Here is a 13239-nt window from a genome sequence, read left to right as displayed (position 1 = left end):
GCTCAGAGCTCCCAGGACCGCGGGCGCTGGAGCGCCTCCCACTCCGGGCGGAGCAGGGAGTGGACCGCGTTGTCGTAGCGGCGTCCCCGGTGCATGCAGGACGAGCGGCGCACACCCTCCCGGACGAAGCCCGCGCCGGTGAGTGTGGAGAGCGCAGCCGTGTTGTCGGTGTGGGTGAACGCCTCGACGCGCTGCATCGGCAGCTCGCCGAAGGCCAGGTCGGTGAGCGCGTCGAGCGCGGCCGGCCCGTGGCCCTTGCCGCGGTGCTCGGGGCCCAGCATCAGTGAGACCTCGGCCACGCCCTCCACCAGGTGCTGGTCGTGCAGGGCGACGAGGCCGATCGGTGTGCCGTCCGGAAGCAGGACCAGGAAGTCGTCGCGTTCGTTGTCGTCGAGATGGCGCTCGACGCGCTCGCGCAGCTCGTACAGCGAACCGGGCCAGACACCGGTCTCATGGGCGGCCACTGGGTCGGAGCGCCAGAGCTGGACCAGCTCGGCGTCACCGGTCTCCAGCGGGGCGAAGGTGATGCCCCGGCCGCACCAGCAGGGTATGCGTTCGATGTCCGGCTCGGCCGTGTCCTCGCTCATGCGCGCAGCGTACGGGCTGGTGGCGGGGGGCGTACACGGCGTTTCAGTCGACGAAGACGGCGGTCGCGTAGACCCAGGCTCCCTGGTGGCGGACGAAGCGGCTCTGCTCGTGGAGCGAGTCGGCGCGGCCGTCGTCGGTGAAGTGGGCGCGGAAGGTGACCGTGCCGGTGGCGTGGAACGCGCTGCCCTCCGTCGTGTCCAGGATGTCCAGGCCCTTCCAGCGCAGGGCGGGGTCGAAGTCGACGGACGGTGGACGGGTCTCCGGGTGCCAGGTGCGCAGCAGGTAGCCGGCGTCCCGGACGACGAAGGCCGTGTACCGCGAGCGCATCAGCGCCTCGCAGGTGGGGGCGGCCGCGGCGCCCGAGTGCAGTCGGCCGCAGCAGGCTCCGTAGGTGGCCGGGAGACCGCACGGGCAGGGCGATTCCTGGGTGCCCCGGCCGGGTGTGCCGGCGGCGGGGGCGGATCCGCGCGGGCGGGAGGTACGTCGTGACATGGATCCATTGTCGCCCGTGGGAAGGGGTGCTCGGCGTGGGACCGGTGGCCTCGTCACGCCTCCGGCCGTCCCGGACCGCGTCCCGTCCGCGCGGCGCACGGCGCGCGCGGCGCGGCCGGAGGGCCTCGGGCCTCGGGCCTCGGGCCTCGGGCCTCGGGCCTCGGACGGAGCATGTGGGCCGCGAGACGCCCGTGTTGCCGGGTGTGACGCCCGGGTTGCTTCACGTCAGTCGTGTGGCGCGAGCATGACAGTGTCCCGCAGACGCTTGCTCCGTCCGAGCGCGCGGCGCCATCGTCGTCGAGCGGCGCACGAAACCTCGTACGCCCACCCCACCCGGCGCGTGGAACCCCGGCGCGCCACCTCTCGAGGAGGACCTCCCGATGGCAGCAACGCGCACCACCCGGCGGAAGATCGCCCTGGCGATCGCCTCCGCCACGACCTTGGCCCTGGCAGTCGGAGCGGGTGCGGCCTTACCCGCACAGGCGGCCCAGCCCGAGGGCAGAGTCCTGCACGCCCAGGCCGCCGAGGCCGTCCCGGGAAGCTACATCGTCACCCTGAAGCCGACGTCCGGGTTCAAGGCGTCCGCCACCGAGGGCAAGCAGCTCATAGCCGGCTACGGCGGCCGGATCACCCGCACCTACACCTCGGCGCTGAACGGCTACGCCGCCGCGCTCAGCAGCGCCGAGGCCAGGCGCCTCGCCGCCGACCCGGCGGTCGAGTCCGTCGAGCAGGACCAGAAGGTCCACGCGACGGCCACCCAGACCAACGCGCCCTGGGGCCTCGACCGGATCGACCAGGCGAACCTGCCGCTGAACGGCACGTACACCTACCCGGACTCGGCGGGCGGCGGCACGACCGTCTACGTCCTGGACACCGGGGTGCGCATCACCCACCAGCAGATCAGTGGCCGCGCCTCCTACGGCTACGACTTCGTCGACAACGACGCCGTCGCCCAGGACGGCGCCGGTCACGGCACCCATGTGGCCACGACCGTCGCCGGGTCCACCTACGGCGTGGCGAAGAAGGCGAAGATCGTCGCGGTGCGCGTCCTCGACAACAACGGCTCCGGCACCACCGCCGGTGTGATCGCGGGCGTCGACTGGATCACGGCCAACCACGTGGCGTCCTCCGTCGCGAACGTGTCCCTGGGCGGCGGCCCCAGCACCGCACTGGACGACGCGGTGCGCCGGTCGATCGCCTCGGGGGTGACCTACTCCATCGCGGCCGGTAACTCGGGTGCGCCCGCGTCCGGGTACTCGCCCGCCCGGGTGGACACCGCGATCACGGTCGGGGCGACGACGAGGACCGACGCCAGGGCCAGTTACTCCAACTACGGTCCGGTGGTGGACATCTTCGCCCCGGGCTCCGACATCACGGCCGGCTGGAACACCTCGGACACCGCGACCTACACCGGGAGCGGCACCTCCTTCGCCGCCCCGCACGTCGCCGGCGCGGCCGCGGTCTACCTGACGAACCACCCGGGCTCCTCTCCCGCGGCGGTGGCCTCGGCCCTCGTGAACGGCGCGACCTCCAACGTCCTCACGGGCATCGGAACCGGTTCCCCGAACAAGCTGCTGAAGCTCGTCCCGTGACCCGTTGACGTGCATGCCTGACGGCCGGGGGCACGTACGGAGGGGGCTACGCGCCCCTTCCTGCGGGCCCCCGGCCCAGGTGTGTTCCGGCCGGGGCGGGGATCAGCGCTTGCGGGCCACGCCCGCGTAGCCCGGGATCGGGTCGTGGCCGGGTACGTCGATGACCTCGCCCAGCTCGGGGTGCCACTCGGCCGAGAGGGCGACGCCCGGCTCGACGAGTTCGAGGCCGTGGAAGAACCGGGTGAACTCGACGCGCGTGCGGGGCCGCAGGGTCATCCCGCGGGCCCGGTAGAGGGCGCGCGCCTGGGCGGCGCCCTCGGGGTCGAAGTCACCGGTGGTGTGCGAGAGCACCAGGTAGCTGCCGGAGCACAGCCGTCCCAGCAGCCGGTCGACGAGTTCGGCCGCGCCGTCCTCGTCGTCCACGAAGTGCAGCAGGGCCAGCAGCGACAGCGCGACGGGCCGGCCGAAGTCGAGGATCTCGCCGGCCGCGTCCAGGATGCTCTCCGAGTCGCGCGCGTCGGCCTGGATGTACTCGGTGGCGCCTTCGGGCGTGGAGCGCAGCAGGGCGGCGGCGTGGGCGAGCACGATCGGGTCGTTGTCGCAGTAGACGACGCGTGCGTCCGGGGCGGCCTGCTGGGCGATCTGGTGGAGATTGGGTTCGGTGGGTATGCCGGTGCCGATGTCGAGGAACTGGCGGACGCCGTTGCCGACGAGCCAGCGGGTGGCACGGTGCATGAAGGCCCGGTTGACCCGGGCCATGTCGCGGCCGCGGGTGTCCAGCGCCAGCAGCTCCTCGGCCATCAGCTCGTCGACCGGGTAGTTGTCCTTACCGCCGAGGAACCAGTCGTACATCCTTGCGGGGTGCGGCTTGCTCGTGTCGATCTCGACTGCGTCGGGGTTCTGCCCGGTCATGGCGCGCTCCGTTGGTCGTCGGTCGTCGGTGTACGGCGAACAGCGTCTGGGGCGTCAGCAGGCGGCGGGGCGTCAGGTGAGCAGGAAGTCGGCCTGTCCTGCCTTGGCACCCTGGATGAAGGCGGCGATCTCGCCGTTGGAGTAGATGAGCGCGGGTCCGTCGGGATCGGCGGACTGACGGACCGCCACCCTGCCGTCGGCCAGCTTCATGGCCTCGATGCAGTTGCCGCCGTTCCCACCGCTCCAGGGCTTGTACCAGCCCTCGGTGCCGAGGTCGGCGGCCGGCATGCCGTTGTATATGTGGTTCATCACAGCTCCTTGCGGAAATCCCGGAGGATCTCCTTCGTGCGTTGTGCAGTGGCGGCCTGAGCCGCCATGCGGTCCATGACCTCGAGGTAGGAAGCCACCTCGGGACGCGCGTCGAAGTAGACGGCGCCGGTCAGGTACTCGCTGTAGACCATGTCCGGCAGTTCGGGGACGGCGAAGCGGAAGAGCACGAACGGGCCGTAGGTCCCGGGGTGGTGCCCCGTGGCGAACTCGGCTATCTGGAGCGTCACATGGGGCATGTCCGTGGCTTCCAGGAGCCGGTCGACCTGAGCGCGCATGGCGTCGGGACTGCCGACGGGGCGACGCAGGACCGTCTCGTCCATGACCACCCACAGCTTCGGCGCCTCGTCCTTGGTGAGCAGCGACTGCCGCTCCATCCGCAGCGCCACGTGGCGCTCGATGTCCTCGGGACGGGTCTGGCCGACCGCGCCTGTACGCAGGACGGAGCGTGCGTAGTCCTCGGTCTGCAGGAGACCGGGGACGAAATGCGGTTCGTACATGCGCAGGAGGGAGGCCGCGCCCTCCAGGCTGACGTACATGCTGAACCAGTCGGGCAGTACGTCGTGGAAGCGCTGCCACCAGCCGGGCTTGTTGGCCTCCTCGGTGAGCTCGACGAACGCCTCCGCCTCGTCGTCGGCGATGCCGTAGGCCTTCAGGAGGAGCTGCACGTAGGGGATCTTCAGGCCGACCTCGGCGGTCTCCATCCTGCGTATCGTCCCGGGGGCGACACGGAGCACCTTCGCGGCCTGGTCGCGACTCAGGCCGACGCGCTCCCGCAGGTCCTGCAGGCGCTTGCCCAGGACGACCTGGCCCACGGTCGGGGCGGACCGCGGTTCGCTCACTTCAGACCTCCCGATGCGCTGTGTTCGAGCAGTGTGCCATGCGCGACCGCCACAAGGACACAGCCACTCTGCATTTTTCAGAGTGCCCCTTGCCAAGTGTTCCGTTCAGGGGGAGAGTTGGCGAGTGAACCAGTTCACGTAGTCGCGCCCGCTCGTGTTCCATGGCGGTGCGCAGCGTGACACAGCCCCCACTGTGAGGAATCGGTCGTGGCACCTGGCAGTGCGCTCATCCCCCGGCTCATGGATCGCGGCCCCGGGACGGAAGCGCTCCGTGACTGCTTCGCGCTGCCGGCGCACCCGGAGTCCGTGGCGGGCGCGCGACGGCTGACCCGGTCCCGGCTGGAGGCGTGGGGGGTGGGCCAGGACACCCACGACGCGGCGGTCCTGATCGTGTCCGAGCTGGTCACCAACGCGGTGGTGCACACCGACAGCGCACTCGTCCTCTGCGAACTCGAGTGCTCCGGAGCCGGTTTGCGTCTGTCCGTGACGGACCAGGGCCGCCAGCCCGGCGGGCCCCGGCTGTCACCCGCGTCCGACGACGAACACGGCCGGGGTCTGCTGCTCGTCGACACGCTGAGCGCGGCCTGGGGCGCGCACGACGCGCCGGACGCCTCCGGGCGCGTGGTGTGGGCACTGGTGCCGAGCGGGCCGGAGCGGACATGCTGAGGCACGCGCTGAACCAGCTGATGGGCTCGCGCCGTTCCCGCCCGGCTCAGGAACCGGGTGCACCGGGCCGTGTCCGGCTGCCGCTGCCGCCCGCGCTCTCGGCGAGCCTGGGCTGCGACGCCGTGGGGGTGCCCGCGCGCTACGGATTCCGGCTGATGTCCCATCTGCCGCGTGCCGGGTGCGTGTTCGCCGACGCGGACCGGTGGTGGTGGATCGTCCCCTCGGGCTCGGACCTCGACCTGGACTGGCCGGAGCAGGCCTCCTACGTCACGGGGGCCTGCGTCCCGGGCGGGCGCCCGCGGCTGATCCACGCGCCGGACAGCCGGACGCCCTACACCCCGCCCATCCCGCTCTACCTGATGGTGTGCCAGGTCACCGGGGTGGCGCCGTCCTGGGCACCCTCCGGGCCGCCGAGGGCCGTGCCGACGCCATGAGGCCCGGCCCTCGGCGGCCCGGAGGGCCCGTGCCGTTCACGGCCGGTCGAGGTAGGCCAGCCCCGGGTGGACCTCCCGGTAGCCCTCGACCAGCCGGCGCGCCACGGTGACGGAGTCGACCAGCGGGTGCAGGGCGAAGGCCCGTACGGCCGCCGACCGGGATCCGCTGCCGGCCGCCTCCAGCACGGCGCGCTCCACCGCCTTCACCGCCGTGACCAACCCCACCGCGTGGTACGGCAGGGGGTCGGCGGCCACCGGGTGGGCGCCGTTGGCGTCGACGAGGCAGGGCACCTCGATGACGGCGTCCGCGTCCAGCACGGAGAGGGTGGCCCGATTGCGGACGTCCAGGATCAGACGGGTGCGCTCGTCCCGGGCGATGGCCCGCATCAGGGCGAGGGCGACCTGTTCGTAACCCCCGGACTCCAGGTCGCTCTCCTCGCGCTCGCCCGCGCCGGCCGCGTCCCTGTTCTCCGCCATGTACGTGGCCTCGCGTTCGGCGCGGGTGCGGTCCCAGGTGGCGAGCGCGGGGGCCGACGGGTCCTTCATCCGTGCGTAGAACCCCTCCTGCTGGTCGCGGAGGAAGGCGCCCCGGGTCTGCTCGGCGTCCTGGTAGGCGCGCACGGCCTCCCGGTTGAAGTAGTAGTAGTGCAGGTACTCGTTGGGGACCGCGCCGAGGGAGCGCAGCCAGTCGGCGCCGAACAGCCGGCCTTCCTCGAAGGAGCCGAGGAGCGCGGGATCGGCCAGCAGCCGGGGGAGTTCGTCGCGTCCGTCGATGTGCAGGGCGCGGACCCAGCCGAGGTGGTTGAGGCCGACGTAGTCGATCCAGGCGCGGTCGGGGTCGGCGCCCAGCGCCCGTGCGATGCGCCGTCCGAGCCCGACCGGGGAGTCGCAGATCCCGATGACCCGGTCCCCGAGGTGCCGGGACATGGCCTCCGTGACGAGGCCTGCCGGGTTGGTGAAGTTGATGACCCAGGCGTGCGGGGCGAGCCGGGCGATGCGCCGGGCGAGGTCCAGGGCGACCGGCACGGTGCGCAGCCCGTACGCGATGCCGCCGGCGCCGACCGTCTCCTGGCCGAGGACGCCTTCGTCGAGGGCGACGCGTTCGTCCGCCGCCCGGCCTTCGAGTCCGCCGACCCGGATCGCGGAGAAGACGAAGTCGGCGCCGCGCAGGGCCTCGTCGAGGTCGGCGGTGGCGACGACCTCGGGGGCGTCGGGGACGCCCCGGGCCTGTTCGGTGAGGACCCGGGCGACGGCGGTGAGCCGGCCCGCGTCCGTGTCGTACAGGGTGACCCGGGAGACGCGGCCCTCGGCGTGATCGCCGAGCAGTGCCCCGTACACGAGAGGCACCCGGAATCCGCCACCGCCAAGAATTGTCAGCTTCACGCTGCTCGATGGTACGGGCCGGGCGTGGTGCCCCGGGTCAGGTCCGGGGCACCACGCGTACGTCAGCGGCGCGCGCCCGCCGTCACTGGCCGCTCCACCAGCGCGCCACGGCCTGCCAGACCTTGGCCGGTCCACCGCGCTGGGCGGGGATCTCGGGCGGGGCGTCCGGCGCGGCGGGAGACGCCGGGGAGGCGATCCGGACCCCCGCCGGGGCGTGACCGGGCTGCGGGCCGGCCGCGGAGGGGCCCCCGCTCCGCGGGACGGCGGGCGACGAGACCTCCCAGTCGGTCCTGGCGCGGGGGCGGGCCGCGATGGAGGTCAGCGGATCGGCGTCGATCTCCTGCTGCGGGCTCGGCGCGAACTTCACCGGCAGGGCGACGAGATGGCGGGACATGATGTTGCCGACCCAGCTCAGCTCGCTCTCGTCGACCGCGAGTTCCAGGTCGGGCAGGCGCATCAGCAGGGCGTCGACGCCCACGTCCGCGATGGCCCGGCCGATGTCCTGGCCGGGGCATTCGTGCGGGCCGCCGCTGAAGGCGAGGTGGGCGCGGTTGCCCTCCATGTTCGCCGTCAGGTCCGGGCGGACGGCCGGGTCGGTGTTGGCCGCCGCGATGCCGACGAGCAGCGCGTCGCCCGCCTTGATCTGCTGGCCGCCGAGCTCGGTGTCGCCGACCGCCCAGCGGCCGAAGACCGCGGTGAACGGCGGCTCGTCCCAGAGGGTCTGCTCCACCGCCTCGGGCACGGTCATGTGGCCGCCGCTGAGCCGGGCGCGGAAGCGGGGGTCGGTCAGCACCATCCGCAGGACGTTGGCGATGAGGTTGGCGGTCGACTCGTAGGCGGCGACGAGGATGAGGCGCAGGTGCTCCGCGACCTCCACGTCGGTCAGCCCGGCGGGGTGGGAGACGAGCCAGCCGGCCAGGTCCTCCTCGGGGTTGGCGCGCCGGCGTTCGACCAGGCGGGTCAGGGCGGCCACGACGTAGGCGTTGCTCTCGACGGCGGTCTCCGTGCCGCGGATCATGTCGCGGGCGGCCTGGACCATCCGGTCGTTGTACTCCTCGGGCATCCCGAAGATCGCGCAGACCACCATCATGGGCAGGTGATCGGCGAACTGGGTGACCAGTTCCGCGTCGCCCTTCTCGCAGAAGTCGTTGACGAGCCGGTTGCTGAAGCGGTTGACGTGCCGGCGTACGCCGCGGGTGTCGATGCGCTCCATGCTGTCGGTGACGGCGCCGCGGAGCCGCTCGTGCGCATCGCCGTCGGCGAAGGCGCAGACCGGCTGCCAGGTGAAGATCGGTGCGAGCGGGTGGTCCGGGGCGACGCTGCCGTCCTGGAGGGCACGCCAGCGCCGGGAGTCGCGGGAGAACTGCGAGGGGGTCCTGGTGAGGTGGAGGTTCTCGCTGTGGCCGAGGACGAGCCAGGCGGGGACGTCGCCGTGCAGCAGGACCGGCGCCACCGCGCCGTGTTCGGCGCGCAGTTTCGCGTACAGGCCGGCGGGGTCCTTCTCGGCCTCGGGGCCGTAGTACCGGCGCAGTCCTCCCGGCCCGAAGCCCATGGAGTGGGCCGGGCACTCGGGGGGCGGCACCGGCTGGGGGACCGATCCGGGTTCGTGGTGGAAGGGGGTCGTCACAGGGGCTCCAGGGATCGGGCTTTCCGGGGAACAGGGGTGGGGTGCGCGCCGCCGGTCGCGGCGGGATCGCGGGCGTACGCGCACCCCGTCAGCCGAGCGGTACGGCCAGGCTGTGCAGGTAGCGCATCAGCGTCAGCAGCACGTCGCGGCTGGAGGCGCGCAGTCGCGCGTCGCAGTCGATGATGGGGACCTCGTCCGGCAGGTCGAGGGCGTTGCGGAGCGCCTCGACCGGGTGGTGGGGGGCGTCGGGGAAGGTGTTGACGGCGACGACGAACGGCACCCCGCGCTCCTCGAGGCGGCCGATCACGTCGAAGCTGACCTGGAGCCGCCGGGTGTCGATGAGGACGACGGCTCCGAGCGCTCCTTCGAACAGCCCGTTCCACAGGAACCAGAAGCGTTCCTGGCCGGGGGTGCCGAAGAGGTAGAGGATCAGCTCGTCGCTGAGGCTGATCCGTCCGAAGTCCATGGCGACGGTGGTGGCGGTCTTGCTCTCCACCCCCACGTTGTCGTCCACGCCGACACCGGCCTGGGTCATGGTCTCTTCGGTCGTCAGGGGCCGGATCTCGCTCACCGAGCCGACCATGGTCGTCTTGCCGACCCCGAACCCGCCGACGATGACGACCTTCACCGCGGCCGTGGCCGTGGTGGGCAGGACGTCCTCGCTGCGGGGGCCCGTGATCGTGTCAGAGCTTCTGAAGTCCATGCATCACCGCTTCGAGGAGGGACCGGTCCGGAAGCGCGGCACGCACGATCGGCGCGCGCGATTCGATGAGTTCGGTCGCCAGGAGTTCTGTCAGGAGTGAGGTGACCACGCTGAAGGGCAGGCTCAGGTAGGCCGAGATCTCGGCCACCGACAGCGGTGCCCTGCACAGCCGCAGGATCGCGGCCTGTTCGGGCTGGACGGTGGGCGACGGGTCGGCCTGGGACACGACCATCGTGACGAGGTCGAGCGCCGCCCTCTCCCCGTCGTTGTCACCGGTGATCACGTAGAGCCGTTCCGGGTCGCTCAGCTCCGGGTCGGCCTTTCGGCGTTCTCGTCGGGGAGCACTCATCCGGCCTGCCCGTCATGTCGCGGGGGGCTCGTCAGGTGCGCGCCGATACGGACGACCATGTCGCGCATACGGGCACCGACCAGGCCGGCGTCCACCGTCTCGCCGGCCAGGACCGCGAGGTAGGCGCCGGTGCCGGCGGCCATCAGGTAGAAGAATCCGCCGGTGACCTCGATGACGACGAGCTTCATCAGGCCGTCGCTGTACGGGATCTCGGTGGCGACGGCCGCGGCCAGGCTCTGCAGCCCGGCGCAGGCGGCGGCGAGGCGGTCGGCGACATCGGGGTCGCCGCCGTGCCGGGCGATGCGCAGGCCGTCGGCGGAGAGCACCACGATCTGGTGGATGCTCGGTACGTCGTCGGCCAGTTCCTTCAGCATCCAGTCCATGTTTCCCCGCTGCTGGATCACTTCTGGTCTCCCTTGTCCCACGCGTCGTCAGAGTCTTCGCCGCTTCGCGGCTCCTTGGGCACACCGTTGACGGCCTGCGTGAACGCCTCCAGCCAGAGGCCGGGTGGTGTGTCCTCACCGCCGGGGCGCGAGCCGCCGTGCCCGTTGTGCCCGCTGCGCGGGGCCGGGGGCTCGGCGGCGGGGGCGGCCTGCTGCGGCAGGTTGTGCGAACCGAGCGGGGCGCGGCCGCGGCTGCGGCGCTGCGGTAGCCCTCCGGCGGTCCATTCCGTCACCACGATCTCGTCGTCGTCCAACGGAGACGCCGCTGCCGCGGGCCGTGCGACGGCGGCGGTCGGCGCGGGCACGGCCGCGGGCGCGGTCACCGACGGCACGGGGCCGGTCGCGGCGGGGCGCGCCTTGCGCTTGCCCCGGGGCGGGACGACGTGCTGCATCTGCGACATGTCGAGCGAGCTCTGCGGCCGCGAGGTGGCGCCGATGCCGTGGGCGATGCCGGGGGCGGGCCCCGTGGTGATCATGTCGCGGGGCACGATGAGGACGGCGCGGACGCCGCCGTACGCGGACTGCCGCAGGGAGACCTGGAGTTGGTACATGCGGGAGAGCCGGCCGACCACGGCCATGCCGAGGCGCGGGGACTCCCCCAGGTCGTTCATGTTGATGCCGGCCTGGGCCTGGGCGAGCATGTTCTCGGCCCGGGCGCGGGCCTCCTCGCTGAGGCTGACGCCGCCGTCCTCGATCTCGATGGCGATGCCGGTCTGCACCTCGACCGCGGTGACGTGCACCCGGGTCTGCGGCGGGGAGTAGCGGGTGGCGTTGTCGAGGAGTTCGGCGCAGGCGTGGATGAGCGGCTCGACCGCGGTGCCGACGATGGCGACCTTGGCGATCGAGTGCAGGTCGACGCGCTGGTATTCGAGGATCCGGGACATGGCGCCGCGCAGCACGCTGAACAGCGGGACCGGCTTGGGCCATTGACGGCTGGGGCGGGCTCCGCCGAGTACGGCGATGGAGTCGGCGAGCCGGCCGATCAGGGCGGTGCCGTGGTCGATGCGCAGGAGGTCGTCGAAGACCTCGGGGTTGCGCCCGTGGTGGTCCTCCATCTCCCGCAGCTCACTGGCCTGTCGGCTGACGATGGCCTGGACGCGGCGGGCGACGCTGACGAAGGCGCGCTGCGCGGAGTCGCGCATGGCCTCCTCGTTGTCGACGATGTCGAGGACCTGGAGCACCAGGGCGCGTTGGGCCTTGGGCAGGTTCCGGTACGACTCGTCGGCGTCGACGATGTCGCGCATCACCTCCTGGGGCGAGTTGCTCGCGCGCAGCCGCCGGATGGCGGTGGGCAGGAGTTCCTTGGTGAGCCGTACGGTCTCCTGGTCGTGCGCGGCGATGCGGTGTTCCAGGAAGGCGATGCGCTGTTCGTACTCGGCGCGCTGGAGGCGCATCGCGCGGCGTCGGCGGTGGAGTGCGACGGCGAGCGTGGCGACCAGGACGGTGGCGACCGCACCGCACCAGACGACCGCCGCCCGGGTGGCCCCGCTGACCGGCACCGCGCCGGCCGCGGTGGCGCCGGCCATCAGTACGACGGGCAGCAGGGCGGCGCGGACGACGGGGATGTCTCTTTTTGTCGGCGGTGATTCTGCACGAACCATCTAAACCCTCTGGCGGTTGATTCGGGAGGTATACGCACTTGTGCGGACAGTCATGAACAAGTGCTCGAATTCATCTCAACTCGACTTCACTGCGCGTGAGCCTAGCCAGATGAGAACAGTGCCTCGGCACATTCGCCCAACCCCCTGCGCGAGCACCGCACCGGTAGTACGCTCGCCAGTTTTCACACTCACCGCCGTCACACGCGTGCGGAGAGTGATGAGCGGGGGAATCGGCAGAAAGCCGACCCTGGAGTCCCGCTGTGCGGGACAATGCGCCGGTGCGCCGACTTTGCCTCCGAGGAGAGGTTTCCAGGCCACGGCAGAAATAAATCCACCATGCATCCGGAATCCGCGCGCGCGTACGGTTTCAGACGCACCGCAGAGCGAGACAAACGCACATGCGAGCGAATCGGATCGAAAGGAGCAGAACCTTGATCGACGGACACATGTACGAGTCGTACGGTCCGCCGTCGGTGGAACCCCGCCCGACGACTCGGAACTACACGATCGAATCGCTGGACACCGGGCTGCGGCTGATGCAGCTGTTCCTCGTCCAGCACACCGTCACCGTCAGCGAGGCCGCCGGACGGCTGGGCGTCGGCCGGTCGACCGCGCACCGCGTCCTCAGCACGCTGGAGGGACGGGACTTCGCCGTGCGGGACCCTTCGGGCCGGGGGTACGAGGCGGGGCCCGAACTGCTGCGCCTGGGCCGCCCGGCGGGCCTCGGCCCGACGGTGCGGGAGCGGGTCGGCGCCGTCCTGGACGACGCCGTGCGGCGGACCGGGGAGACGGTGGAGAGCGCGGCGCTGGTGGAGGACCGGGTTTTGGTCACCGACGGCCGGGCGTCCACGCAGCCGGTGCGGGTGGGCCTGGAGACGGACCGGGTGCGCCCCGCGCACGCGACGGCGGCCGGCAAGGTGCTGCTGTCCCGGCTGACCACCGAGCAGGTGTGCGCGCTGTATCCGCAGGAGCGGCTCCCCGCGGTGACCTCCCGCACCCTGGTGTCCCGGTCCGCGCTGCTGGCCGAGCTGGCGGAGGTCCGTGAGCTGGGCAGGGCCTTCAGCCGGGGGGAGTGGGTCCCGGGCCTCTACGCGGTGGCGGTGCCGCTGACGGGGACCGGCCGCCGCGACCGGCTGGCACTGAGCGCCTCTTCGCCCGCCGACCGGGGCTCCGACGCGTCACTGGCCGAGCGCGCCGGGCAGTTGCGGCAGGCGGCGCTGGTGGCGGGGGCCGCCGGGTGAGCGGCCCGTTCCGACCGTACCGGGGCGGTCGCCGCGCCG

General features: G+C 72.2%; 15 protein-coding genes. 4 read left to right on the top strand and 11 right to left on the bottom strand.

Features of this window, described 5'->3' with window-relative positions:
* Positions 1–2 precede the first annotated feature (2 nt).
* Together SACTE_RS29060 and SACTE_RS29055 are read right to left on the bottom strand one after the other, a co-directional pair.
* Positions 3–587: a GNAT family protein gene (locus SACTE_RS29060; RefSeq protein WP_014049585.1), complete on the bottom strand. Its 585-nt coding sequence runs from the start codon at positions 585–587 to the stop codon at positions 3–5.
* 43 nt (positions 588–630) lie between these two features.
* Entirely contained in the window at positions 631–1080 is a 450-nt protein-coding gene (locus SACTE_RS29055; RefSeq protein ID WP_014049584.1) for a YchJ family metal-binding protein, read from the bottom strand.
* Positions 1081–1460: 380 nt separating this feature from the next.
* Here SACTE_RS29055 and SACTE_RS29050 point away from each other — a divergent pair, with 380 nt between their 5' ends.
* Positions 1461–2672, top strand: a complete 1212-nt coding sequence (locus SACTE_RS29050) for a S8 family peptidase (RefSeq protein WP_014049583.1) — start codon at positions 1461–1463, stop codon at positions 2670–2672.
* A 102-nt stretch (positions 2673–2774) separates the two neighbouring features.
* Here SACTE_RS29050 and SACTE_RS29045 read toward each other — a convergent pair whose 3' ends face one another.
* The 3 genes from SACTE_RS29045 to SACTE_RS29035 form a co-directional block, all read right to left on the bottom strand.
* Positions 2775–3584 (bottom strand): SAM-dependent methyltransferase, encoded by an 810-nt coding sequence (locus SACTE_RS29045; RefSeq protein WP_014049582.1) that lies wholly within the window; start codon positions 3582–3584, stop codon positions 2775–2777.
* Positions 3585–3656: 72 nt separating this feature from the next.
* Positions 3657–3893, bottom strand: coding sequence for a DUF397 domain-containing protein (locus SACTE_RS29040; protein WP_014049581.1), 237 nt, complete (start codon positions 3891–3893; stop codon positions 3657–3659).
* Positions 3893–4753, bottom strand: a complete 861-nt coding sequence (locus SACTE_RS29035) for a helix-turn-helix transcriptional regulator (RefSeq protein ID WP_014049580.1) — start codon at positions 4751–4753, stop codon at positions 3893–3895. Before SACTE_RS29035 ends, SACTE_RS29040 begins: the two co-directional genes overlap by 1 nt.
* 207 nt (positions 4754–4960) lie before the next feature.
* On the opposite strand from SACTE_RS29035, the gene SACTE_RS29030 reads away from it, so the two are divergent.
* Positions 4961–5419 carry an ATP-binding protein gene (locus tag SACTE_RS29030; protein ID WP_014049579.1) on the top strand — a complete coding sequence of 153 codons (459 nt, stop codon included), beginning with the start codon at positions 4961–4963 and terminating at the stop codon, positions 5417–5419.
* Positions 5413–5853, top strand: a complete 441-nt coding sequence (locus SACTE_RS29025) for a hypothetical protein (protein ID WP_014049578.1) — start codon at positions 5413–5415, stop codon at positions 5851–5853. The genes SACTE_RS29030 and SACTE_RS29025 overlap by 7 nt, the downstream gene beginning before the upstream one ends.
* A 36-nt stretch (positions 5854–5889) precedes the next feature.
* On the opposite strand, the gene SACTE_RS29020 is transcribed toward SACTE_RS29025, so the two are convergent.
* The 6 genes from SACTE_RS29020 to SACTE_RS28995 form a co-directional block, all read right to left on the bottom strand.
* On the bottom strand, positions 5890–7236 hold the full coding sequence (locus SACTE_RS29020; RefSeq protein WP_014049577.1) for a 6-phospho-beta-glucosidase: 1347 nt from the start codon (positions 7234–7236) through the stop codon (positions 5890–5892).
* Between the two features lie 82 nt (positions 7237–7318).
* A complete protein-coding gene (locus tag SACTE_RS29015; protein ID WP_014049576.1) occupies positions 7319–8863 on the bottom strand; it encodes a cytochrome P450 in 1545 nt (514 codons plus the stop codon).
* Between the two features lie 88 nt (positions 8864–8951).
* Complete coding sequence (locus SACTE_RS29010; protein WP_014049575.1) at positions 8952–9566, bottom strand: ATP/GTP-binding protein; 615 nt, start codon at positions 9564–9566, stop codon at positions 8952–8954.
* On the bottom strand, positions 9547–9915 hold the full coding sequence (locus SACTE_RS29005) for a DUF742 domain-containing protein (protein ID WP_014049574.1): 369 nt from the start codon (positions 9913–9915) through the stop codon (positions 9547–9549). The genes SACTE_RS29010 and SACTE_RS29005 overlap by 20 nt, the downstream gene beginning before the upstream one ends.
* The gene (locus SACTE_RS29000) at positions 9912–10319 is read right to left on the bottom strand and encodes a roadblock/LC7 domain-containing protein (protein WP_014049573.1); all 408 of its coding nucleotides are present in this window, start codon (positions 10317–10319) and stop codon (positions 9912–9914) included. Before SACTE_RS29000 ends, SACTE_RS29005 begins: the two co-directional genes overlap by 4 nt.
* Positions 10316–11959, bottom strand: coding sequence for an ATP-binding protein (locus tag SACTE_RS28995; RefSeq protein ID WP_014049572.1), 1644 nt, complete (start codon positions 11957–11959; stop codon positions 10316–10318). The genes SACTE_RS29000 and SACTE_RS28995 overlap by 4 nt, the downstream gene beginning before the upstream one ends.
* Positions 11960–12390: 431 nt before the next feature.
* On the opposite strand from SACTE_RS28995, the gene SACTE_RS28990 reads away from it, so the two are divergent.
* Positions 12391–13200 carry an IclR family transcriptional regulator gene (locus SACTE_RS28990; RefSeq protein WP_014049571.1) on the top strand — a complete coding sequence of 270 codons (810 nt, stop codon included), beginning with the start codon at positions 12391–12393 and terminating at the stop codon, positions 13198–13200.
* Positions 13201–13239: the final 39 nt, after the last annotated feature.

It is taken from the genome of Streptomyces sp. SirexAA-E, from assembly GCF_000177195.2.
Lineage (GTDB): Bacteria > Actinomycetota > Actinomycetes > Streptomycetales > Streptomycetaceae > Streptomyces > Streptomyces flavovirens.
This window is presented reverse-complemented; position numbering and strand designations above follow the sequence as displayed.